The organism is Planococcus salinarum, assembly GCF_007004625.1.
GTDB classification, from domain to species: domain Bacteria; phylum Bacillota; class Bacilli; order Bacillales_A; family Planococcaceae; genus Planococcus; species Planococcus salinarum.
Genome location: NZ_VIFV01000011.1, coordinates 26,263 through 51,975 on the forward strand (window position 1 = coordinate 26,263; position 25,713 = coordinate 51,975).

General features: G+C 38.5%; 21 protein-coding genes. All 21 read left to right on the top strand.

Going from position 1 to position 25,713, the window contains the following annotated elements; translation table 11 throughout:
* Positions 1-143 precede the first annotated feature (143 nt).
* Positions 144-884, top strand: coding sequence for a YveK family protein (locus DIJ65_RS08215; RefSeq protein WP_117301186.1), 741 nt, complete (start codon positions 144-146; stop codon positions 882-884).
* On the top strand, positions 878-1,579 hold the full coding sequence (locus DIJ65_RS08220; RefSeq protein WP_117301188.1) for a CpsD/CapB family tyrosine-protein kinase: 702 nt from the start codon (positions 878-880) through the stop codon (positions 1,577-1,579). The genes DIJ65_RS08215 and DIJ65_RS08220 overlap by 7 nt, the downstream gene beginning before the upstream one ends.
* A 32-nt stretch (positions 1,580-1,611) precedes the next feature.
* Complete coding sequence (locus DIJ65_RS08225) at positions 1,612-2,568, top strand: glycosyltransferase family 2 protein (protein ID WP_142836492.1); 957 nt, start codon at positions 1,612-1,614, stop codon at positions 2,566-2,568.
* A gap of 134 nt (positions 2,569-2,702) precedes the next feature.
* Complete coding sequence (locus DIJ65_RS08230; RefSeq protein WP_117301192.1) at positions 2,703-3,827, top strand: right-handed parallel beta-helix repeat-containing protein; 1,125 nt, start codon at positions 2,703-2,705, stop codon at positions 3,825-3,827.
* Positions 3,828-3,913: 86 nt separating this feature from the next.
* Positions 3,914-6,025, top strand: a complete 2,112-nt coding sequence (locus tag DIJ65_RS08235; RefSeq protein ID WP_117301194.1) for a hypothetical protein — start codon at positions 3,914-3,916, stop codon at positions 6,023-6,025.
* A gap of 318 nt (positions 6,026-6,343) precedes the next feature.
* Positions 6,344-7,324, top strand: a complete 981-nt coding sequence (gene fcl / locus DIJ65_RS08240) for a GDP-L-fucose synthase (RefSeq protein WP_117301196.1) — start codon at positions 6,344-6,346, stop codon at positions 7,322-7,324.
* A complete protein-coding gene (gmd, locus tag DIJ65_RS08245) occupies positions 7,321-8,394 on the top strand; it encodes a GDP-mannose 4,6-dehydratase (protein WP_117301198.1) in 1,074 nt (357 codons plus the stop codon). The genes fcl and gmd overlap by 4 nt, the downstream gene beginning before the upstream one ends.
* A gap of 146 nt (positions 8,395-8,540) precedes the next feature.
* Positions 8,541-9,509 carry a glycosyltransferase family 2 protein gene (locus tag DIJ65_RS08250; RefSeq protein WP_117301199.1) on the top strand — a complete coding sequence of 323 codons (969 nt, stop codon included), beginning with the start codon at positions 8,541-8,543 and terminating at the stop codon, positions 9,507-9,509.
* A gap of 287 nt (positions 9,510-9,796) precedes the next feature.
* Positions 9,797-11,155, top strand: coding sequence for a hypothetical protein (locus DIJ65_RS08255; protein WP_117301201.1), 1,359 nt, complete (start codon positions 9,797-9,799; stop codon positions 11,153-11,155).
* Between the two features lie 40 nt (positions 11,156-11,195).
* Positions 11,196-12,305 (top strand): glycosyltransferase family 4 protein, encoded by a 1,110-nt coding sequence (locus DIJ65_RS08260; RefSeq protein WP_117301203.1) that lies wholly within the window; start codon positions 11,196-11,198, stop codon positions 12,303-12,305.
* Positions 12,306-12,350: 45 nt separating this feature from the next.
* A complete protein-coding gene (locus tag DIJ65_RS08265) occupies positions 12,351-13,661 on the top strand; it encodes a glycosyltransferase family 4 protein (protein ID WP_117301204.1) in 1,311 nt (436 codons plus the stop codon).
* A 399-nt stretch (positions 13,662-14,060) separates the two neighbouring features.
* The gene (locus DIJ65_RS08270) at positions 14,061-15,440 is read left to right on the top strand and encodes a sugar phosphate nucleotidyltransferase (RefSeq protein ID WP_117301206.1); all 1,380 of its coding nucleotides are present in this window, start codon (positions 14,061-14,063) and stop codon (positions 15,438-15,440) included.
* 70 nt (positions 15,441-15,510) lie between these two features.
* Positions 15,511-16,464: a mannose-6-phosphate isomerase, class I gene (manA, locus tag DIJ65_RS08275; protein WP_117301208.1), complete on the top strand. Its 954-nt coding sequence runs from the start codon at positions 15,511-15,513 to the stop codon at positions 16,462-16,464.
* 488 nt (positions 16,465-16,952) lie between these two features.
* The gene (locus DIJ65_RS08280; protein ID WP_117301210.1) at positions 16,953-17,519 is read left to right on the top strand and encodes a GNAT family N-acetyltransferase; all 567 of its coding nucleotides are present in this window, start codon (positions 16,953-16,955) and stop codon (positions 17,517-17,519) included.
* A 116-nt stretch (positions 17,520-17,635) separates the two neighbouring features.
* Positions 17,636-18,337: a WbqC family protein gene (locus tag DIJ65_RS08285; protein ID WP_117301212.1), complete on the top strand. Its 702-nt coding sequence runs from the start codon at positions 17,636-17,638 to the stop codon at positions 18,335-18,337.
* A 227-nt stretch (positions 18,338-18,564) separates the two neighbouring features.
* The gene (locus DIJ65_RS08290) at positions 18,565-19,521 is read left to right on the top strand and encodes a glycosyltransferase (RefSeq protein ID WP_071152391.1); all 957 of its coding nucleotides are present in this window, start codon (positions 18,565-18,567) and stop codon (positions 19,519-19,521) included.
* 495 nt (positions 19,522-20,016) lie between these two features.
* Positions 20,017-21,495 (top strand): lipopolysaccharide biosynthesis protein, encoded by a 1,479-nt coding sequence (locus DIJ65_RS08295; RefSeq protein WP_117301214.1) that lies wholly within the window; start codon positions 20,017-20,019, stop codon positions 21,493-21,495.
* Between the two features lie 42 nt (positions 21,496-21,537).
* Positions 21,538-22,689 (top strand): DegT/DnrJ/EryC1/StrS family aminotransferase, encoded by a 1,152-nt coding sequence (locus DIJ65_RS08300; RefSeq protein WP_117301216.1) that lies wholly within the window; start codon positions 21,538-21,540, stop codon positions 22,687-22,689.
* Positions 22,690-22,706: 17 nt separating this feature from the next.
* Positions 22,707-23,594 carry a glucose-1-phosphate thymidylyltransferase RfbA gene (gene rfbA, locus DIJ65_RS08305; RefSeq protein WP_117301218.1) on the top strand — a complete coding sequence of 296 codons (888 nt, stop codon included), beginning with the start codon at positions 22,707-22,709 and terminating at the stop codon, positions 23,592-23,594.
* A gap of 16 nt (positions 23,595-23,610) precedes the next feature.
* Positions 23,611-24,612, top strand: a complete 1,002-nt coding sequence (gene rfbB / locus DIJ65_RS08310; protein WP_117301220.1) for a dTDP-glucose 4,6-dehydratase — start codon at positions 23,611-23,613, stop codon at positions 24,610-24,612.
* A gap of 110 nt (positions 24,613-24,722) precedes the next feature.
* Entirely contained in the window at positions 24,723-25,670 is a 948-nt protein-coding gene (locus DIJ65_RS08315) for a GDP-L-fucose synthase family protein (protein WP_117301222.1), read from the top strand.
* The last annotated feature ends 43 nt before the right edge of the window (positions 25,671-25,713 follow it).

Consider the following 25,713-nt stretch of genomic DNA (forward strand, 5'->3'; position numbering starts at 1 on the left):
TATCTAAATTATTAAAAAAATATCAAAGAATACTGGTATTAAAAGACCAAATAGCATAGAATTGAGCTTAAAATTATCTTTTTTACAGTTTGTATAAACCGAAGTGACTAAGAGACTTCAGGAAAAGAATAGGAGAGTGTGACATGTTTGAAGAAATTAATGTGAACCAAATTTTTTCAATATTAAGAAAAAGAATCCTTTTTATCATCTTTACAACTTTAATCTTTATTGGAATTGCTGCAGGTATTACCTATTACATGCTGACCCCCATCTATCAGACTTCCACGGAAATTCTGGTCAGTCAGGAACGCACGGAAGCGACGACGTTGACGAATCAGGATATTCAAACAGATCTGCAATTGATCAATACGTACATTGATATTATTAAAAGCCCTTTCATCCTTGATCCGGTAATAGAAGATTTGTCGTTGAATATGTCTGCTGATGCCCTCAACAGTAAAATTGTTGCGGAAGAGTCTTCGAACTCTCAGGTCTTTAGCATATCAGTGCAGGATTCAGATCCGGAACTTGCAGTAAATGTAGCTAATTCAACCGCTTTGGTATTCCAGTCAAGAATACAGGATTTAATGAACGTGGATAACGTAACGATTTTGTCTCCTGCGGTTTTAAAACCCAATCCAGCACCGATTTCTCCAAATCCGATAAGGAATATGCTGGTGGCAGCAGCGGCCGGATTGATTCTCAGCATCGGTATATCCATCTTGCTTGCATACATGGATACAACAATTAAAAATGAGCAGGATATTGATGAACACTTGGGAGTTCCATTGCTTGCTGTTATTTCACCCATTGTAGAAAAGGATAAAGTGAAAAAAGCTACCCCAGTGGCATTGAAGAAAAAGGAGGCCTTTCGAATATGGTGAAAAAGGATAAAAACTTAAAGTACGGCGCAAGGAGTCTTATTGCTTATACAGAGCCACAATCTTATGTTTCAGAACAATACAGGACTTTACGGACGAACATAAATTTTTCTTCTCCTGATGAAAATATTCAAACCATAGTAATCACTTCCGCTGGGCCAGCGGAAGGAAAATCCACAACCGCCGCAAACCTGGCTGTCGTTTATGCCCAGGAAGGAAAAAATATCCTACTGGTTGATGGTGACCTGCGTAAACCGACAATGCATCATACCTTTAAAATCAGAAATATCATGGGCCTTTCCAGTATATTAGGCAGACAGGTTTCCTTAAAAGCAGCCATTAAGAAAACGGGGGTCAATGGCCTGGATATTCTAACTTCTGGACAGATACCGCCCAACCCTGCTGAGTTATTGGCTTCTAAATCAATGGATGTGCTCCTTGATCAATTGAAAAGTAAATATGATTTGATAATTTTTGATTCACCGCCCATGTTGTCAGTTACAGATGCTCAAATACTTGCATACAAATGCGACGGAGTCATCCTTGTGCTGAATTCCAAAAGCACAGAGAAGCAGCAGGCAATCAAGGCTAAAGAAGCGATTGCGGTGTCAAAAAGTAAATTAATTGGGGTTGTGCTGAACAATTACAGCAACTCCAAAGAGAACTATTACAACACATATTCTCAAACAATATCATGATAATAAGCTTGCCATTACAAGATTTTTGAGGGGTGATTCTGCTGGGTAATGAATTAATCTCTGTAATAATGAGTGCATATAACGAAAGGTTGGATTGGCTAACCGAAAGCATTGAATCAATCCTTAATCAGACCTATGAAAATATTGAATTTATTATTGTTTTGGATAACCCTGAAAATTTAGGAATACTGAAGTTGCTGGAACAATACCGGTTAAAAGACAATCGGATAAAGCTGATAATAAATGAACAAAACTTGGGTTTAGTCAAAAGCCTGAATATCGCTTTGGAACAATGCAGTGGCAAGTATATCGCCCGCATGGATGCTGATGATATTTCCAATGTTGAAAGATTGGAAATGCAAAAAAAATACCTGGAAAACCATCAATTGGATTTCATATTTTCAGGCGTACAAGTAATTGATGAAGAAAATGCCAATCTCTATCAAACAAACACGCAGGAAATGGATGCTCAGCAATCTAAAAAAAGACTTGAAAAAATTCATATATCTTTCCATCCCACATGGTTTTTAAAATCAGAGATTTTTAAGGACTTAAAGGGATACAGGGAAATCAGCTATTGTGAAGATTACGATTTTATACTCCGCTGTTTGAGCAAAAACTGCAAAATAGGAAAAATGAATGGTTTCGTACTTCAATATAGAGTGAGGAAAAGCGGCATATCGAAATCTTTCAGTCTCGAACAATTCTTGAATACTAAAGGAGTAGTCAAATTATACAGAAAAAATACCCTTGAAGATGATAGTTTATTGACGGAAATCATGCAACATTCCAGAGAAATTGCTGACGATGCAGAAAAGAAAAAATTCAATGCAGCGGACAGTTTTTATTATCAGGGAGTTGATCTTATAAAAAGCGGAAATACTTTCCGCGGCGTCAACAGCCTAACGAAAAGCCTCTTTATCAGCAAGTATTATTTGCTTAGAAACATAGACATCCTGAAATATAAAATTGAAAATCACAATACATGAAAATCGGCATATCCCTGCTGAATTAAGAAGCAAACCACTAAAACGCATTGCTTATAAACCGGTTCCCAGTAACTGATGCAACTCCACGAATTTCTGGGTTCTTGTCCACTGCAAAGGAGTGAATTCACATTAAAATGAAATGGTTATTAGTAATTCTGTTATCAGGAGCAATCGGAATCAGTTATTTTCTTTTTAAAATTGAGAAACTTTCGGGTCAACAGGAGATTGTGGATACTCAAGAAGGATATGACTTACAGGGAGATGGAATAACGGATGATACTGAGGTATTGCAGGAGGCGATAAATAATACTGCTGAGGGTGGGACTCTTATCTTGCCGCCAGGGGTTTATAAGCTTAGTAAAAATCCTGAACACAAAGCGGTTACAGGTTATGGCGAAAGTTTTTTTTCTTTGAAAATTACAAAACCCATTACCATTTTGATGGATGAAGTAATCTTCAAAACAGAGACCGATCAAAAACATGGTGTATTTTGGATTCATCAAACTTCGAACGTCCATTTGAAGGGAGGAACTTTGATGGGCGATAAACTGCCGGAAGAAAAATCACTGGTGACGAATATAGCTGTTTTAATCCATGAAAGCCAGGAAAGCTCAGTTGAAAATATGTACACAAAAAATTATTCTCAAGGGATTCATCTTCATCGTGCAAATAATAATGTAATCCGTAAAGTTACAAGTGAATATAATACCGGTTCTGGAATCATAAATTTCGCATCGGATCATAATTTAATCGATTCATGTGTGGTTCGAAACTCAAGTGATGGCCATCTCTCGCTGTATGGGGTTGGCAAGTATAACCGGGTTACGAATTGTATGGTCACAGAAGATCGGCCGGGATTTACAGCAGAACAAGGAATAACTGTAGAAAGTGAAAGGTACAGTACGATTGAAAATAATAGTGTCAGTGGGTTTTATTATGGAATTGATATAAAAAACGCCGCGGAATCCAATTTGATTCTTTCCAATTACACATTCAATAATGAGTACAATATAGCCGTGCGTCCAGGCGATGGGGGGGAGAATCTTATGACTCCCAGCCACAATATACGCATCATCCATAACTTAGTACTGAATCCGCGAGGGGATTCGATGAATGGTATTTTTGTGAACATCGGAACAGGGCATGAAATTATAGGGAATACGCTAAATGAAGGACAGCTGATTATTACAGACGAAGAGATGTTTGAAAAATACGAGGATCAAAACTTTTTTGTCGAAGAAGTTGAGGTTGAACAATAGCAATGGCGGTTCTGCAATATAAAACGAAGGTTCATATTAAAAGTACTGTCAAAGTCATGGGAATGTATTGATGGGAGAGTGTGGAAATGAACAGCATTGCAACATTGGGCGACGCTATTGAAAATTTTTATGCAGAAAACAGGAATGTGAGGATTCTACATTTTAATGCAGCTGATAATTTGGTGAAAAAAGAGTTGGCTGAAAGGGGATTTTGGAATTATTTGGGGATAAGTTTCGAATCACCTGACCGTTCATGTGAATCGGAACTCTTCTATACAAAGGATAAAAACGTACTGGTTAAAAATAATGCTGATATTTTAATTTTGAGCAGATGTGGTGTATATGACGTAAAGAACGCTTTCAATTCATCAGCCCAATTCATCGTTTGTCAGCCGGACAGTTTGTTGAAGAGTTTCAGCTCTTTTGCCGTCTGGGCGTATAAATACGCGCGCAGAATGAAGTGGGAAGTTCAAATGGGAAGTTTTGCGGACAAGGACAAAAAGGGGAATCCGGTAATCATTTTTAAAAGAGAGTTCAAGAAAGAAAAAAAGGCCAGATATTACCTATCGCCAGAAACCGGATACCAAAATTTTTTTGATGCAGTAAATGAACTGCAGTTGCAGTATGTAGTCTTGCGCTGGCACGATAAAATACCATTTTCTGATCTTAGTGAAGATGTGGATTTACTGATCTCGGATCGCGATATTGAAAAAGTTCAGAATTTGATGAATGAGCGGGTAGGAATATTGCCCTTCGACTTGTACAGCCTCAGTGGATTGCCGGGAAGCACTTTCAAAAACATCGCATATTATCCACCTTACTTAGGGGAACAGATCCTGCAGGACCGGGAGTTGTGGGAAGGGAAGTATTACATTCCAAATAAAAAAAATTATTTTTATAGTCTGATGTATCATGCTGTTTACCATAAAGGTGAAAAGTCGGGGATTCCTGTCCACGAAGGAGACCAGCCGAACAAAGATTTGTCGGATCATGAGTATCTAGAAATCCTGCAAAAATTGGCTGGAGAGAATAATATTAAATTGGAGAAGTTGAACTTATTGTACTTCCATGAGCTGCTGGAAAAAGCGGGATGGGCCCCTGCTACAGATACACTCAGAAAATTGAGTGAAGGGAATGCCACCTGGTTAAATTCCATCATAAAAGAGACTGGAAATAATTTTGAAAAAGACGGGGAACTCATGGTGTTTATTATCAGAGAATGGGCTTATGAAAGAGGGTTGACGGGTTTAATAGTCGGGTGGTTTGAAAAGAGCGGTTTAAACCTTGTCAAAAGTGTTGAACTTAAACCTGAACAAAGAGAGAAAGCTGCTCAAAATCTCAGGGGGGGGAATTGGGACAAAGGGCCATGGCCGATAAGTGGGGGGAAACCTGCCGTTATGCTTGTCATGTATGATTACCATCCGAAAGCCCTGGAGGGTGATAAGCGCAAAAAATACCCCCATGTGTCGAATGAACATTATTTATTCAAAGAAGAAATCAGATTGAAAATCAATTCTTCGCTGCCTGACATGGAAAAAACCAATCCCATCCACAGTTCGGATGATGAAATTGAAGCGTTGGATTATATTAATTCCATCTCACCGGAAATTATTGATGAAGTTCAGGAAACGGTTACTGAGTGGGATCGGCTTTATAAAACAAAAGAGAAAGTCATCAAAGATGTATCACAATACAAGCGCAGAGCTAAAGTGGAAATCATTGAATACAATGGGACTAAAGCGGTGAAAAAAACCTATAAAGCAGGAAAGGAAAGGTTCCTCGAGAGGGAAAAGTACGTATATGGCGAGTTAAGCAAAGAGTGCCGATTCATACCTGCCTTACTGGAAAGTGGAGAAAATTACATTATTATCCCTTTTTTGAAAACGACATTGCTTTCAAGAACGAAATATTTTAAAATGCAAGCCTTAAAAAAATACAAACACGAAATCCTCAGCATCAGCGAGTTTTTCTACAACAAAGGCTATGCGTTAATCGATTTTCATCCCGGAAATATATTGGTTACGAAAGAAGGTCCGCGGATAATCGATTTCGAGTTTTTATATAAATATAAAAATAAGCCTGAAAATATTCAAGCCTCCTTCGATTTTGCAGGGTATCCTGACAACTTCGTGGAAGACGTGCCATATGGAATAGACATCGAACGGCGTAAAGATATATGGAAAGAAATTTTGTATTAGCACTGATTGGATTTAATTCTTTGGCGACTTTTTTGTAATTATCTAAATAGTCTGTTTTATTAAGTCGAAAGTATGTTAAAGTATATAAATAAAAAGGAAAAGGTAAGTATATAGTAATGTGCGTAATATGCATTTCCCGTTTGAACATTAAGAATAACGAATATTTATTTTTCCTGAAACCGGAAATTTATCTTTCCAAATCCGCAGGTTGAAGAGTTGAAAAGAAATTCCTTTGCATTCTCTACGGGGAGGAGTCGATTTTTAAAAAGGAGTATCACCGATGTGTTCTCAAGATTCTATTGAAAAGGTGGAGATAGTATGGAATATAACTCGAAGATATATGTGGCTGGACACAGAGGGCTGGTAGGTTCGGCAATCGTCCGAAAGTTGAGGGAAAAAGGTTATAACAACCTGATTTATCGCACAAGCAAAGAACTGGATCTGACGGACCGAAAACAAGTAGATCAATATTTTCAGGAGGAAAAACCGGAATATGTTATCCTCGCTGCGGCAAAGGTAGGCGGGATTTTAGCCAATAATGATTATCCGGCAGTATTTATCCGGGACAATTTAATGATCCAAACGAACGTTATTGATGCAGCTTATCAGAATGATGTAAAAAAACTTGTTTTCTTCGGAAGCACATGCATCTATCCAAAATATACTGCTCAGCCAATGAAGGAACATTCCATATTGACCGGAGAATTGGAAAAGACTAATGAACCGTATGCGATTGCAAAAATAGCAGGCATCAAAATGTGCGAATCTTATAACAGGCAATTCGGCACTGACTATATTTCTTTGATGCCGACTAACCTTTATGGCCCGAATGATAATTTTGATTTAGAAAACTCACATGTCGTGCCGGCGCTGATCCGGAAATTCCATGAAGCAAAAATTAACTCTGTTCCAAACGTTGAAGTTTGGGGAACCGGGCTTCCGAAAAGAGAATTTATCTATGTTGATGATTTAGCTGATGCAACAATACACTTGATAAACAATTACAGTGGAAATGATATCGTCAATATCGGTTGCGGAAAAGATATTTCCATCAAGGAACTGGCGGAAAAAATTAAAACGATAGTGAAGTACCAGGGCGAAATCATTTATAACTCAGAAAAACCGGATGGGACGCCAAGAAAGTTGGTCGATGTAACAAGACTGAACGCGTTGGGCTGGGAAGCGTCTATTTCTCTGAATAAAGGGTTGAAAATGACTTATGACTGGTATTTAGAGAATGAAGACCAGAAAAGAGTAGATGAATCGGCAATGGGAGTGAAATTGGGGGGGATTAGATGAAAAAGGCATTGATTACTGGAATTACTGGGCAAGACGGTTCATTTTTGGCAGACTTCCTTTTGGAAAAAAATTATGAAGTCCATGGGATTATCCGTAGAAGTTCAAGCAGCAATACAGGAAGAATTGAGCATCTGTACGTTGAAGAACTGAAAACAAGTGATAATTTCTATATCCATTATGGTGACCTGACCGACACTTCCAATGTCATTAGACTAATTAATGACATTAAACCGGATGAAATTTATAATCTGGCTGCCATGTCTCATGTGAAGGTTTCGTTTGAAACTCCTGAGTATACTGCTGATGTGGATGGAGTCGGGACGCTGCGGATTTTAGAAGCAGTCCGTATTTTGGGACTGGAAAAAAAGACAAGGATTTATCAGGCTTCCACTTCTGAACTGTATGGGAAAGTGCAGGAAGTGCCTCAAAAAGAAACTACTCCCTTTTACCCCCGTTCTCCATACGGAGTTGCAAAATTGTATGGTTTTTGGATTACGAAAAATTATAGAGAATCTTATAATATATTTGCTGTAAATGGGATTTTGTTCAACCACGAGTCTGAAAGAAGGGGAGAAACTTTTGTAACAAGGAAAATAAGTATGGCCGTGGCAAGAATTGCTAAAGGCATGCAGGAAAAGCTGTTTTTGGGCAATCTGGATTCAAAACGTGATTGGGGTTATGCAAAGGATTATGTAGAATGCATGTGGCTGATGCTGCAGCATGATAAACCAGAAGATTTTGTTATTGCAACTGGTGAAATGCACACTGTCAGAGAGTTTGCCACTCTTGCTTTCAAGGAAGCAGGGATTGAAATCGAGTGGCAAGGATCAGGGATCGATGAAAAAGGCATTGATAAAAAAACGGCTGCAGTATTGGTTGAGATTAAACCAGAATATTTCCGTCCTGCGGAAGTTGAGCAATTACTGGGTGATCCTTCAAAAGCGAAAACATTATTAAATTGGAACCCGACCAGTACATCGTTTGGGAAATTAGTGGAAATAATGGTTTCAAATGATATCGCCTTGTTGGAAAGCCAGCAGAAAGAGCGCAATATGATAATTGAATACTGATATTTCCTTGTGCAGAGTATTACTGAAAAGTGGCTCTGCATAATTTTTAAGATAAAAAGATTTCTTTCTATTCAGATATTTATTGTGTTATTGAACAATACTTCAGCTTTCAGGCTAGAAGGCGGATATTAGGGAGTGAACTGGATATGGAAAACGCAGGTGATTTGGTAAGTATCGTGATTCCTACTTACAACCGGTCAAACTTGCTGCAAAAGGCAATTAGCAGTCTGCAAACACAAACATATCAAAATATCGAAATAATCATAGTGGATGACTGTTCCAGTGATGACACTGAAGAAGTAGTGAGGAATATGAAAGACGCACGAATTCATTACATTAAGCATGAAATGAATAAAGGCGGTTCTGAAGCAAGGAATACGGGATTAAGGCAGGCAGGCGGAAAGTTTATCGGATTTCTTGATTCAGATGACCAATGGCTTCCTGAAAAACTTGAAAAGCAATTAAGCTTGTTCAAGAAAAACCCTTCAGCTGGTGTCGTGTATACAGGCGTGCAAGTGGTGAATGGCGACAAAGTTATAGAAACGGTAATTCCACAGTACAAAGGGGATCTCCTGCCAAAATTATTTGAAGGAAACTGCCTCAATACGACTTCTTCGATATTGGTGAAGAAGGAATTGCTGATCGAAGTGGGGGGATTTGATGGCAGTTTGCCTAGCTGTCAGGACTGGGATTTATATATCCGTCTGGCACTCATCACTAAGTTTGATTTTGTAAAAGAACCTCTAGTGCTTTTTTTCGAGCACGATGGTGAAAGAATCACTACCAATAAACCGACTTCGGCTCAAGGGCATATGCTGATATTCCTTAAGTACAAAGAAACAGCTAAACAGATGGGGAACCGCACTTTCCAGCGATTCATCTTTTATATTTCGAAAATCATATTAAAAATCGGCATCGGCAGCCAAAGCAAAGCCATCATTAAATTAGCCAGAAAAGTTTTGGCCGAAGGGGTCAAAGCACGGGGTACTGCCGGAAATAATTTCCTTTATTATTTATTGACCTTTGTCAATTTGAAAATTCTGCTTATCTTCTATAAAAAGTTCGGTAACTCTTATCAAAAAGAGTATGCTTTGTCGGAAGCTGCTACTTCCTGAATGCCATTTATCCGCAGAAATTACCTAATATATGTTGAACGAATAAAATATAGTAGGCGATACTCCGCAAAACCAGGAGCACGATTATTTTGCTGCTCCTGTCTCTGTCTCTGTCTCTGCATCGCTGCGCTAGCTTCGAGACATGAAAGTGCGCTGCATCGCTGCGCTAGCTTCGAGACATGAAAGTGCGCTGCATCGCTGCGCTGGCTTCGTCGCAAAGAGGCGGCTGGACTACCTTCGGCTAATTCTCTGCTGATACATTGAATCTTCGAGTAAGAGGTGAGGAAATGAATGATTCTTCCAATGCCAAATTAAAGGCGAACATCATTCAGATCGTTGTTAATATTATTTCCGGGTTGTCAGTTTTCTATTATTTGCTGTTACTGGACCAGCCTTTCATTGAGGATAATTTCTTTAATGTGATTATCCTGACCATATTTATTGTGAAGTTTGTAGTTGACATTTTTACTTTTAAAACCGGTTTGGCCTCATTTTCTTTAGTGCTGCTTTTTTTGCCGATCATCAGCCTGTTGGGATTTGCGCCCATAAAAGAAGTACAGCCCCTATTCAACAACCAAACATTGCTGATCGAGGAACATTTCAACATACTCGCATTTTCAGCCTTATTCTTTTATTATACGTGGTCCCTCTTACTCCACGTCGGCAAAAAAACTTTTAGGGAATATGACTTGGAAGTATTAAAATACTTAACTTCAAGTTCGACCAGCCTGCTGTCCACTTGGTTTTTCAGCGCCGTATCGGTTATCTCCGTTATTATTTACCTGCCGGATTTGCCCGGAGGATCCTATACTGCTACGTCTAATAGCCTATTGCCGGGCAACGCATGGAATGCAGTAGTTGCCATTTCATACTTCTTTGTAATAATCGGTTCAAAAGACAGCAAGTTTAGAACATTTGCGTTAATATTTGTTCCTTTTTGGCTTCTGACACACTTTGCGAGAGTCGATATTCTGGGCTTGATTCTAATCATTTACCTCATTATCGCGAATACTAAAAAAGGGGAATTATTCAAGCAAAAACTTAATTTTAAAAAAGTCGCTTTTATAACTATAGGAGTTCTTTTGTTTTCATATTTGGGCTTAGTAAGGCATTCCGGATTGATATTTGATGCAACCGCTATTACAGAGGCCATTATAAACTTGATCAATTATCCGACAGTTCAGGATATTATCTATTCGACCGCTGCGGCAATTGAGGTAACTCATAATTCTGGCACCTACCATACGCTCATAAATTACATTCCGCAGCTGATTCCTTCCTTCTTTGGGACAGCAGGCGAAGGTGCGGCTTATATTGTGGCAAATCAGATTCACACAAATTACGGCTTACTAATTTACGGCGAATATTATATGAATTACAAAATAATCGGAGTGATTGCCGCACCTTTTGTAACTTATGTGATAGTGTTCCTGCCAGCTGGGCTATTACGGGCATTTTTCGGAAAGTTTGGATTTGCAATCGGCTATTACCTTATTGTTACGGCAATGCCCCGAATCTTTTGGTATGGATATATTTATTATTTAAAGCCTTTGGTGATTATTGTGCCAATATTTATTATTGTGCATTTAATTATAGTAAATATAGAGAAAGAGCTGGCGGGCAAGCCTGTTCTTAAAAATAGATAACTCAAAAGGCAAAGTTAATATATTTGAGAGGTGGGTTTATATGGGGGAAATAAAAAAGAAGAATTTAATTTTTATTGGTCCATTGCCTCCCCCGATACTCGGGGAAAGCATTGCTTTAAAGTCTTTATACGATGCCAAAAGGCTCCATGAAGAGTTTCACGTAAAAAAAATAAACCTTAACAGGAAAAATTTCGAAAATCCCGGTGGAATATCCTTTGAAAAAGTGGCTACAGATTCCCTTGCCGTAATTCGCTCAATGTTTCTTTCCCTCAAGTTGAAGGATCCCATCATCTATATTTCGATTTCACAGACGAAGCTCGGATTGCTCAGAGACTGCCTGATCATCCATTCATGTAAAATGTTTGGAAAATCCAAAGTGGTGGTTCATTTGCACGGCAATAATTTGGGGGGCACCATTGATGCGACCACCGGGGTTATCAATAAGTTTATCGTTAATAACATAAAAAAGGTGGATATCGGCATTGTGTTAGGCAGCAAGTTATCAGGCAATTACAAAGGGATGGTCGATCGGGTGGAAGTTGTATCTAATGGCATTCCCTTGGACTTTATCAGAAAAGAAGAAATTGAAGGGAAAAAAAGAAAGGAGGGAATATCTCTTTTATATCTCAGCAATTTAATGGTGGAAAAAGGCTATGTTGAGCTGGTAAAAGCAGTAGCTTCCCTTGTAGCTGAAGGCCATTCCGTCAAGTTGGATCTGGTGGGTGGTATTCAGAATGAGAGTGAATTTCAGAAGGTGAAAAAATTTATAGCGTCCAATAATGTGGGAGATAGCATCCAATACCACGGCATTAAAAAAGGGGAAGAAAAGAAGAAATTCTTTTTGGGATCGGATTTAATGGTCCTTCCCACGAAATATAAAGTGGAAGGCCAGCCCATGTCGATTATAGAAGGGATGGCTGCTGGACTGCCTATCATATCAAGTGATAGAGGAATTATTGCGGAAATGATTGAAGGCTGTGGAGTGCTGGTCGAACCGACTGTGGAAGAATTGAAAAACGCTATCAAGTACCTGGTGTTTGACAATGAGGAACGATTGCGGCTTGGTAAAGCGAGCAGGGAAACATTTGAGAATTTTTATACAGAAGACAAATATTCCGAGAAAATGATCAATCTCTTTAACGAGCTTTAATGGGTCATTTAATCTCTGCTGATTTTCAAGGATGGGATGGTAGAAATGAAAAACAAAAAAAAGATAACTTTTGTAATCAATTATTTTTATCCGGACTTAGCGGCAACCAGCCAATTGATGACCGAATTGACTACCAGCATCCAGAAAGATTTTGACATCACGGTAATCGCGGCACAACCCGGATATGCCGGTGAAAAAAACAAAGTGAAGAAACTATTCGAAGAAGATTATTTGGAGAGTATAAAAATTGTCCGGATCAAGCTGCCGCAGGTAGACAAGAATTCGAAAATCAGCAGAATGCGATATATCTTCAGTTATTTTGCTTTGGCAAATATCGCATTATTAAAAGAAAAAAAGACAGACGTCATTTTTACAATTTCCCAGCCTCCAGTATTGGGAGGGCTTATCGGTACGATAGGGAAATTCTTCAAGCGCTCCCGTCACGTCTACAGCATCCATGACTTCAACCCCGAGCAGGCGGAAGCTGTATCTTACACCAACAAACAGTTTATTTTTGATATTGCCAGAGCTGTCGATAAATTGAACTGCCGGTATGCTGATCACGTGCTGCTCGTAGGGAGAGATATGGCAGGAACTTTAGAAAAGCGGTTCGCGAATTCAAAAATACCCGACTATACCGTCATCAGTAATTGGACGAATGAGAGTGAGATATTGCCGCTGGATAAAAGCAATGCGGTTGTAAAAGATTTTCAGGAGAAGAATGGGCTTTTGGATAAATTCGTTGTAATGTATTCCGGGAATTTGGGATTGTACTATGATTTGGAAAATATTATTAAGATTGCCCGGGAATTCAGGGGAGAACCGGACATTATATTTTTATTCATAGGAGAAGGTGCAGTAAAAAAGAAAATGCAGGATTATGTGGAAGAAAATAATCTTGAAAATGTCCTTTTTCTACCTTATCAACCTAAAGATTTCATACCGTACTCTTTGAATGCTGCTGATATCCACCTGGTGGTAAACCAGAAGGGGATAAAAGGTGTATCGGTGCCCAGCAAAATTTATGGGGTATTTGCGGCAGGTAAACCTGTTCTTGGCGTAGTGGAAAAAGAAAGTGAAATCGACAGATTAATTTTGGAAAGCGGAGCAGGAATGGTGGTGGATCCGCAAAATTATGAAAGTATTGCCGATTCTGTAAAATTATTTTACAAAATGGATAAAGACACACTCAAAGAGATGGGTTTGAAGGGAAGAAACTATCTGGAGAATCATTTAACGAAAGAAACATCGATCAGCAAGTATCGGGAGACATTAAAATCTGTGTCCGACAGCGGTAAAATACACAAACAAGAGGAGGAAACAATTCGCGATTTAAGCGATAGAACAAACCGGTGAACCAACCGCTGCAAAAGTGCAAAACAACTTCATTATTAAGGTATTTCTGCCGCCCTTCAAAACTAAGGTTTTGAAGGGCGGTTTTTTGCTGTTGATCAAAACCGTTTGAAAGTATAGTTAATTCGGAAAACGAAGTATTTTGGAATAAGTTTTCAATCAAATCCAGGAAATAAATAATTGAAATTTCTAATTTATCTGATAATTATATTGAATTTTTAGGTATTTTTGATTAGAATGTATTTATATCTATTATCGAAGAGGTTATAAAGAATCACCTCTTCTAAGGAAAATGCATAATTCACATTGTTATTTAGTCTTATAGTAGTGTTTGTGCATTGTTTTATATCAAAATTCTTTGCCTCATTAAAACCTATTTATAAATAGACTGGAGGAATTTATATGAAACTGGTTTTACTCTCAGGGGGTTCAGGCAAGCGTCTTTGGCCGCTTTCAAATGATGCGAGGTCCAAACAATTTCTGAAAGTTCTGCATGATGAACAGGGGAACAAAGTGTCCATGGTGCAGAGAGTATGGGAGCAGCTTGAAAGTACCAACTTGGCCAAGGATTCCATTATTGCTACCAGCTATTCGCAAGTAGACATGATAAAGACTCAACTGGGTTCGGATGTCCACATTGTTACGGAGCCGGAAAGAAGGGATACATTCCCTGCAATCGCTCTGGCTGCTGTGTATTTGTATTCGGTCCAAGGCTGCAGCCTGGATGAGGTTGTTGCGATGCTGCCGGTGGATCCTTATGTTGAAAATCGTTTTTTCAGCCGGGTGAATGATTTGGAAAAAGCCCTTAATGAATCCGATGCTGATCTCGCTCTTATGGGGGTCAAACCAACGTATCCTTCTGCCAAATACGGCTATATTGTTCCGCAGGATCTAGGTGACAGCGATTATTTGACGGTTGATTACTTTAAGGAAAAACCGACAGAACTTCAGGCTGAGAAATTAATTAAGAAAAATGCATTGTGGAATTGTGGTGTTTTTGCATTCAAGTTAAGTTACATCATTAATTTATTGAAAAAAAGAGGCTTGCCGGTTGAATACAATAAATTATTGGAAAATTATCACCTATTGCCTAAAAACAGTTTTGATTATGAAATAGTTGAAAAGGCGGGCCATATTGTTTCTCTTTGTTACGAAGGATACTGGAAAGATTTGGGGACGTGGAATACTTTGACGGAAGAAATGGGAGGCCGCGTAACCGGAAAAGGGATTATCGGAAAAGGAGTGGAAAATTCACATATAGTAAATGAACTGGACATCCCGATAACTTTACTGGGACTCGATAACGTCGTCGTTGCAGCAAGTCCGGATGGAATCTTGGTGACGGATAAAGATGCCAGCACCAAGGTCAAAGAGTATGTTGACGGACTGCAGGTGCGGCCTATGTATGAAGAGCGGAGATGGGGATGGTACCGTGTTCTCGAATACACGAAATACACTGAAGGCAATGAGGTCCTGATCAAGCGGATATCAGTGAATGCCGGTATGAATTTCAGTTACCAAATGCATTATAAACGAAGTGAAGTATGGACGATTGTAAAAGGCGAGGGCATTTTTGTATTCAACGATCAGTTAAGCCATGTGCGGACTGGTGATGTTATCCACATTCCATTGGGGGCCAAACATACTTTAAAAGCGACTACAAATATGGAAATCATTGAAGTGCAGACAGGCAGCGAGCTGATTGAAGAAGATATCTTCCGCACTTCCAATGAATGGGATGAAATCGAAGCGCTGTGCAAGCTTCGTCAAACCGGCAACTAGGGCAGGGCTGTTAATGGAATTTGCTGCAGTGTGTCATGACTGCTTGACTTGAGATAGGGAGGGTGAGTTCATGTATAATGAACCGGTTTTTCTTGAACCATTTTTTCAGGAGCGCATTTGGGGCGGGGAGAAGTTGAAGGCATTATTCAATTATGATATTCCAAATCATTTGACCGGGGAAGCCTGGTTGATTTCTGCCCATAAAAATGGACCATCCATTGTGAAAAATGGTGAACTGCAGGGGAAAAGCTTATGTGAAATCTGGGAGGACCATCCTTATTTATTTGGCAAAGAGAGTTCCGGGATAGAATTTCCGCTTTTGATAAAATTACTGGATGCGAATGATCGGTTGTCTGTGCAAGTCCACCCCGATGATACGTATGCCAGGGAAGTGGCAGGGGAGCCCTGCGGCAAGACTGAATGCTGGTATATTTTGGATTGTGAAGAAGGGGCTGAAGTCATAATTGGCCATAAAGCCCAATCGAAAGAAGAATTTCAAGTGATGGTGGAAAAAGGGGATTGGCAAGGATTGTTCCACAGTATAAAAGTGAAAAAAGGTGATTTTATATATGTACCAAGCGGTACGCTCCATGCCATCGGTAAAGGAATTGTAATTCTGGAAACCCAACAAAGTTCAGATATTACCTTCCGGGTATATGATTATGACCGGACAGATGACAAAGGTCAGAAACGCCAGCTCCACCTGGAAGAGGCCATTACGGTTACGACCTGTCCCCATCGGAATATTGTACAGGATAAAGTGGAAAACAAGAGAGAGAATCTGGTGGCAACCCGTTTGATAAAAGAAGAATATTTCACTGTCTATCATTGGGTTATTGCCGGACGTGTGGAGACACCATTGTCTACAGGCTTTCTTATGGTAAGTGTGATTGAAGGATCAGGGGAGTTCGTGACTGAGGAAACAGCATCACAAATCAAAAAAGGCGACAATTTCATTGTGCCGGCAACAATTGGCCAATATTTTATAAAAGGCCACCTGGAATTGATTGTTTCACATACTTGAAGCTGTGATTACTTCAAAAAAGAGGAAAATATATTTTTTGATGTCTGAATTTTCAATTATATATTTCATGAAGCATAATATGGGAAAGCGCAGCAATCGGTTATTTCGATTGTTGCGTTTTTTTTATATTCTCTCATCTTAATGAAGACATGCAATTCACCATCCTGATTTGTAAATAGCGTATTGCTGTATTGATTTGTCACTTGAGGCGTTCATTGTAAATCGAGAATTATAAAAAGAAAAAACTTTATAAATATAACTAAATATTCAGAAATATGATATTGTTGAATTAGTAAAAGTATATTTTTATAAAAGTCGATAAGCAGAAATATTATTTAATTCCAGAAGAGCGAGTAGCGTTAGAAAAGTGTTGTATCTGTTTTATAAGTTCTTTTCATTAAAAACCAGGCAAGTGAACATTTCAAGAACTGGAAACACATATATATATAGCAGAAGTAAAAATTTCTAAAGAAAAGGAAGTGAAGATTATGAATATTAAAGGGAAAAAAGTTACTTTGCGGGCTTTGGAAAGAGAAGACATGGAAGAATTGCGGAATTTTTATAATGATCCGGAAATAGCCAATCTTCTTGGAGGATGGACATTGCCAATTTCCTCTGAACAGCAGAATCGATGGTTTGATCGGATAGAGTACGATGATAGAAACCTTCGCTTGGCTATTGAAACTGAGGAAGACGGTTTTATCGGTGTCTCGAATATTCTTAATATTGATTATAAAAATCGATCGGCCCACCATGGTATTCTCATTGGCAAAAAGAATATGCGCGGACACGGATATGGCCGTGATACTGTAATGGCTACTATGAAATATGCTTTTGAAGAACTGCAGCTGAATCGCTTGGAAGGAGATATTCTTGAACATAATATTCCTTCTTATAATTTATTTATTCAAAAATGCGGTTGGGTCGAGGAGGGAAGAAAAAGAGATTATGCATTTCGCAGCAACCGCTATTACGACCAAATAATTGTAAGTATTTTGAAAAAAGAATATGAAAAATTATGTCTTGAGCTGGGATATTGGAAGTCAGAAGTTTAAATTTTTATTCAAAGTGAGAATGGCTCAAAGGTAGATTTAAAATGACACAGGAAACCGTTGCTGGTTGAAAACTTAAAGCGGCAGGTCCAGACGTTGAATGTAAAGGGGGGGGAGCTGTGAGAGTAGGAATAATGCAACCCTATTTTTTTCCGTATATCGGATATTGGCAATTAATCAAAGCTGTGGATGAATACGTGATCTATGATGATGTAAATTATATCAAAAAGGGCTGGATCAATAAAAATAATATTTTAGTAACTGGAGAAGCAAAGCCAATATCCCTAAGAATATCCAAAGCCAGTCAAAATAAGCTGATCAATGAAATTGAAATTGATTCTGATTCTATCTACAATAAAAAATTGCTGAAAACTATTAGGGAAGCTTACAGCAAAGCACCTTATTTCCAGGAAGTTTTTGTTTTGATAGAAAAGGTGATAAATCAACAAGAGTTGAACTTAGCCAAATATCTAACAAATTCTATTAGAGAAATTTGCAATTATTTGGATTTGGATACACGCATATTGCTTTCCTCTGATTTAGAGAAAAAAGGGGAACTAAAAGGGCAGGATAAAATATTAGAAATTTGCGAATTGCTTTCAGCAGATCAATATGTAAATGCTTTTGGAGGATTTTCACTTTATTCACCACTGGACTTTGAAGCAAAAGGGATCACATTAAAATTTATCAAAACAGGTGATATAAGTTACCAGCAGAAAAAAACGGAAGAATTTGTGCCTAATCTATCCATTATTGACGTCATGATGTTCAATAGTCCGGAAGAAATCAACGGTATGTTGGATGATTATACATTAATATAACTGTTATTTTTCTAACTTAAAATTCTTCCACTGTGTATATGGGTTAAGACTTGCTGGCTACGACCCTGGAAAATAAATAGAACGGCAAAGAAAAAAGGGGATTTATATATAGCAACCTTTTTGGATGCATTATTTTGAAAATCCAGTTTAAAGACAATAGCTCAAAAACTATTCGATAATTCAATACTAAATGCACGTTAAAAATTTGAGAGTAGGGAGCAGAAGCTATGGAAAAAGAAATCTTGGTAAGCATTGATTGCCTGACTTATAATCATGAGAATTATATAGCAGAAACAATCGAAGGGTTTCTGATGCAGAAAACAAATTTTGAATTTGAAATCCTCATTCATGATGATGCTTCTACTGATCAAACTGCTGATGTTATTAGAGATTATGAAAAGAAGTTTCCGGAAATCATCAAACCTATTTATCAAACGGAAAATCAATTTTCTCAGGGCATTAAAATGCAACAGGTAAATCAACGTCGGGCAAAAGGGAAATATATAGCAATTTGTGAAGGCGATGACTATTGGACGGATCCGTACAAATTACAGAAACAAGTGGAATACTTGGAGGCAAACCCAAAATGCAGTTTATGTGTTCATTCCGCATTTAAATTCTCTGAAACCCGTCAAGTGACGGTGGGGAAAGTAAGACCGGGTCGGAAGAACAAAATGTTTTCAGCTGAAGAAGTAATTGAAGGGGGAGGTGAGCTATTTCCGACTAATGCAATGGTTTACAGGCGTGTGATAGCCGATACTGTACCAGCTTTCTATTTTGACGCAGGTGTTGGAGATTATCCACTTGCTATTCATCTGGCTGTACACGGAAAGGTATACTATATGGATGAATCGATGTCTGTTTATCGAGTAGATGTAAAAGGAGCTTGGTCTGACAGGGTATTGTCCGATGCTGTTAAGGCAACCAGACAAAATGAAAAAATAGCAAGCTTATTGGATATGATAAACGATCATACCGAATATAAATATAACGACACGATTGTTCGGACAAAAAAGAAAAATCATTTTTATCTATTGTTGAGACAGCATAAGTTTAAGGAAGCCTTCAGCAAAGAAAACCTGAAATTTTACCTCCACAAGGAATTTATAAAAAGAGGGTTAAAAAAGGTTTTTAATACTCATATATTTCGGAAAGAGGCAGTAATTCATTTTACAGAAAAATGATTACACCCCCCTTTTAATTGCGGAGACAAAAGAAGCTTAGTAATAAGAAAAAAATGAAAACAGATTTTTAGAATACTCGATACTATATTGGAAACTTTATGATGAAAAAGAGCAACACAAAAGCAAGTATGAACTGACCCATATTTTAATGAAGAGTTTAAAAAAATCACCGAATTTCTTTTTTTGGAAATTCGGTGATTTTTGTTTTTGTCTTGTTACTCAGTTCAACGGGGAAAAATCATAATACAGAAAGATGTGGCGTGAAATTAATAAATTATCGGAACAATAATCTTAATAGTCTAAAAAATCAGTTACTTTATAAAAACTGTATGTTAAAATTGTATGTAAATTAGTATTGTGAGCAAAAAGACCCTTGAAGATAAACAATCGATTTGTTTTCTTGTAATCAATTCATAAAACCCACTACCAACAGACTAATGCGGTTCTTCTATTTGTGATTGAACAACAACAATGCAAAGAGATTGGAGTCAGTATATGGGACAGCAAAATTCGTTGAAGAAAAAGACAATCAGAGGTTTGCTGTGGAGTTTCGGGGATTTAATGGGAAATCAAGGGATGCAATTTATAATCCAGATCATTTTGGCACGAATGTTACTGCCCGAACATTTTGGTTTGATCGGAATGATAATAGTTTTTGTTGCTGTTTCCAATTCAATTGTGGACAGTGGTTTTACGCAGGCTCTTATACGTGAGCAGAATACAACTCAGACGGATTATTCTACGGTCTTCTATTTTAATTTAGCTGTTTCCATTCTTATCTATATTTTAATTTATTTGATGGCACCGTCCGTCAGTGTTTTTTTTGGAGAACCGGAACTGGTTTCCTTACTGCGTGTTTTGGCTTTAGGAATTCTTATCAACGCATTTGGAATTATACCGAGGGCGATGCTGACAAAGGAAGTAAATTTCAAAGCACAGGCTAAAGTGAATATGGCATCAAGCATCATATCGGGTTTGGTGGCAGTTGGGATGGCTGCAGGAGGTTTTGGAGTTTGGAGTTTGGTGATCAGAACATTGGTGATGAATCTGATTCAGTCGCTCTTGCTGGTACTGTCAAAAAAATGGGTACCGTCCCTAACCTTCAGCATCATTTCTTTTAAACGGTTATTCGGCTTTGGATGGAAGCTCCTTGTTTCAGGATTAATTGATACCATCTTTGTAAATATTTATTTTGTCATCATTGGGAGACAGTATTCCACCGGGCAATTGGGCTATTATACAAATGCCTCTAAATTCAGTGATATGTCCGCCCAAAGTTTATCCACTGCCATTCAGCGAGTAACATATCCTGTACTCAGCAGTATAAAGGATGAGAAGGACAGACTGAAGCAAAGTTATCGGAAAATCATAAAGATGTCAGCATTTATCATATTCCCGATTATGATCGGTTTTGTAGTAATTGCAGAGCCTCTCATCCATTTATTGTTTGGGGAACAGTGGCTGCCGATGGTTCCTTACTTTCAACTGCTTTGCATCGGGGCGATGCTCTATCCCATACATGCACTGAACTTAAATATTCTTCAAGTCAAAGGCAGATCGGATTTATACCTGAAACTTGAAATTTTTAAAATGATAATAGCTTCGATTTTAATCTTTTTGGCAATATGGTTGGATTTAGGGATTTTTGGGCTGGTAGGAGCAGCTGTATTAAGTTCATATACGGCTTTGTTTATTAATACGTATTACTCGGGGAGAGAAATCTCTTATTCGGTCAGTGAACAGCTGAGAGATTTAATCCCGATTTATGCCGTGGCGGTAATAATGGGGATATGCACTTACGTTGCAGGAGAACTTTTGTTGAACGGAAGTTTTATTGCGATGCTCATACAAATTATAATGGGCGTCACATTCTACTTAACTTTCTCCAAGCTGGCTAAAATTGAGGAGCTGGGCAGTATTTTTCATTTAATTTTGCCTGTAATCAAGAAGATAAATCCCATAAAAATAAACTGAGCACTATACGGTGGCTCTTCAGTTCAAGCAAGGAGGAAGAAAATGCAAATCCCATTCGAAAACCCAATTTATATTACACGGCCGCTTTTGCCGGATTTGGAAAATGTCAGCGGAAAACTCCAGGACATCTGGGAAAGCCGGCAAGTTACAAATAATGGCAAGCAACTCCAAACACTAAGTCAAAGGCTGGAAGAGTATCTGGACGTGCAGCATCTTTCTCTGTTTAATAACGGAACATTGGCGTTATTGCTGGGATTGAAAGCTCTTGACTTGAAGGGAGAAGTTATCACCACTCCCTTTACATTTCCGGCAACAGTCCAGGCATTGGACTGGAATCAGTTAACTCCCGTGTTTTGCGATATTGATCCCAAAACATTGAATATCGATGCAGATAAAATTGAAGGTCTGATCACAGAAAATACCACGGCAATTCTGGCTGTGCATGTTTTTGGAAATCCCTGTGATACAGAAAAGATTCAAAAAACAGCAGATAAATACGGTTTAAAAGTGATTTACGATGCAGCACATGCATTTGGGGCGAAAATTGAGGGGAAGCCGATAGGTTCTTTCGGTGATATGACGATGTTCAGTTTCCATGCCACAAAACTGTTCCATACAATTGAAGGAGGAGCTCTGGTTTTCAGGGATGGTGCTCTGGGACGCAAACTCGATTTGCTGAAAAATTTCGGTATTCTCAATCCGGAAGAAGTTGTATTGTCGGGGTTAAATGCCAAAATGAACGAAATACAGGCAGGCATAGGACTGGAAGTGTTGAAAGGAATCGAAGAAGAAAGGAAGAAAAGGCATCTCTTAAAAAAAATGTATGAACAGCATTTACGGCATATTCCCGGAATTCGGATTATAACCAATTTGGAGTATGAACAAAGCAGTTATCAATATTTTGTAATTGAAATAGATGAATATCAATTCGGTCATTCGAGGGATTGGCTTCAAAAAGAACTTGAAAAATTCAATGTCTATACGAGAAAGTATTTTTATCCTTTATGCAGCGAATTTGATTGGTATGCCAATCTTGAGTCTGCTAAAGCTGAAAATCTGCCGGTTGCCAGCACATGCGTGAGGCAGGTTTTATCATTACCCTACTACGGGGGACTGGAACTTCAATCTGTTATTAAAATATGTAAAATTTTTCAGGAACTGCATGCTGATTCAGAAAAGATAACTCAACTTTGAGAAATGGGGGATTTTCGATGAAGGGGATCATTTTAGCTGGTGGAAACGGAACTCGTTTATATCCATTGACCAAATCTATTTCAAAGCAAATGCTGCCTGTTTATGATAAGCCAATGATTTATTATCCATTATCGGTTCTAATGTTGGCAGGGATCAAGGAAATTCTGATTATATCTACACCGAGAGATATTGCGGGGTTTTTGAGTTTGCTTGGCAACGGCCAGAAATTAGGGATTAAATTGGAATATGCAATTCAGGAAGAACCGAACGGGCTGGCTGAAGCATTTACCATTGGAGAAAGCTTTATAGGTGATTCACCCGTAGCATTGGTGCTTGGAGACAATGTATTTTATGGATCCGATTTCGGAAGCAGGTTATTGGAATCATCCGCCCTGGAAAGCGGGAGCATTATTTTCGGTTGTCACGTCGCTGATCCCAGTGCGTATGGAGTAGTTGAAGTCGATAATGAGATGAACATTATTTCAGTGGAAGAAAAGCCGGAAAATCCAAAATCATCGTTTGCAATTCCCGGATTATACTTTTTCGACAACAAAGTAGTGGAAATCGCAAAAAATGTTCAACCTTCCGAACGCGGAGAAAAAGAAATCACATCGATTATCAATGAATACCGTAATAACGGCGAACTTAAAGTGAATATCATGGGCCGTGGCTTGGCTTGGTTGGATACGGGAACTCATGAAGCACTATTACAGGCTTCAAACTTTGTGGAAGCGATTCAAAAAAGGCAAGGGCTTTACGTCGCTTGTATAGAAGAAATTGCCTACAGAAGGCAATATATCTCCAAATCTCAATTGATAGAGTTGGCAGAACCGCTGATTAAAACGGATTACGGGAAATATTTACTGGATATTGCTTCTGAAAAAACTTTCCAAACCAATAAATAAAGCGGAGGAGCATACGATGAAAAAAATACTGGTGACCGGTGGCGCCGGCTTTATTGGAGGGAATTTTGTTCAATATATGGCAAAGAAATACACCGAATATGAAATTTATAATTTAGATTCACTAACATATGCTGGGGATCTGACAAAGCATCGTGAAATTGAAGGATATCCGAATTACTGTTTTGTGAATATGGATATCACCGACAGCATCTCTATTGATAAGCTTTTTGCAGAAGTGTCATTCGATTATGTTGTGCATTTTGCGGCAGAAAGCCATGTTGACCGTTCCATCATCGATCCGGGAATTTTTGTGAAAACTAATGTACTTGGCACTCAAGTCCTGCTGGAAGCAGCAAGGCGATTTCAAATTAAAAAATTTGTGCAAATTTCAACTGACGAAGTGTATGGTGATCTGGATTTCGATTCCAACACATTTTTTACTGAAGACAGCCCTCTACAACCCAACAGTCCGTATAGTGCCAGTAAAGCTGCCTCTGATCTGTTTGTCCGGGCGTATTCCGAGACTTACGGGTTGCCTGTCAATATAACTCGGTGCTCCAATAATTATGGGCCGTACCATTTTCCGGAAAAGTTGATTCCATTAACCATTTCAAAGGCTTTAAATAATGAGGAAGTTCCAATATACGGAGGAGGCCTCAATATACGTGACTGGCTGCACGTCCTTGATCATTGTGCTGCCATCGATCTGGTAATGCATGAAGCGAAAAGTGGAGAAATTTTTAATATCGGTGGTCATAACGAAAGGACAAATCTCGAAGTGGTGCAAACCATATTGCGTTACTTGGATAAATCTGAAAAGCTGATCAAATTTGTACCCGATCGGCTGGGGCATGACAGACGCTACGCAATTGATCCGACAAAGTTAGAGCAATTGGGGTGGAAGCCCTCTTATGATTTTGAATCTGGAATCCTGCAAACGGTTCAATGGTTTATTGACAATAAAGAATGGTGGGAAAAGGTTTTGAGTGGAGAATACGACTCATATCCTCAAAGGTAGGCTGCAAGAAATCAGCTGTAACTCAGTGGAACCAGATTCTGCATCTCTATAAAAAGAAAGTTGAAAGGAAGTCGGTTGCAAAGTGTAAAAACATGAAGGTGGGAGAAATTATGAATGCAGAATCGAAAATTTATATTGCTGGACACAGGGGTCTGGTTGGATCAGCAATAATGCGGAATTTGCGAACCAAGAAGTATGGTAATTTGGTGTATAGAACAAGCGCGGAACTCGATTTGCGAAAACAGGTTGAAGTAAATCAATTTTTTCAGGATGAAAAACCGGAATATGTTTTTATGGCTGCGGCAAAAGTGGGAGGGATTATTTCGAATAGCACTTATCCAGCCGATTTCATAAGAGACAACTTAATGATCCAAACAAATGTTATAGATGCAGCGTTTAGACATGGCGTTAAAAAACTTCTTTTTATGGGAAGCACTTGCATATATCCGAAATTTTCACCGCAACCTATGAAAGAAGAGTATTTGTTGACCGGGGAACTGGAAGAGACAAATGAACATTATGCAATCGCAAAAATAGCCGGTGTTAAGATGTGCGAAGCTTATAACAGACAGTTTGGCACCAATTTTATAAGCGTAATGCCGACTAACCTTTATGGCATCAATGATAATTTCGATCTCAAGAACTCACATGTTCTTCCGGCTTTAATCAGGAAATTTCATGAGGCAAAAATGAATTCAACGCCATTGGTCGAGGTATGGGGAACAGGTCTTCCAAAAAGAGAATTTCTTTACAGTGAAGACTTGGCTGATGCTGTAGTGCATTTGATGGAAACTTACAGCGGGAGTGATTTGATCAATATAGGAGTAGGCAAAGATATTGCCATTAAACAATTGGCTGAGCAGGTGAAGGAAATCGTAGGCTATACGGGAGAAATATTCTTTAATACTTCCAAGCCTGATGGGGCGCCAAGAAAATTAGTGGAAATAACCAAGCTGAAAGAACTGGGCTGGGAAGCTAAAACGCCTTTAGAAGAAGGTTTGAAATTGACCTATGAATGGTTTCTGCAAAATTTGTCTGAAGAAAATCTGAAATCTTAATAAAAACAGCAGAAACGGAAAATCCGTTTCTGCTGTTTTTATT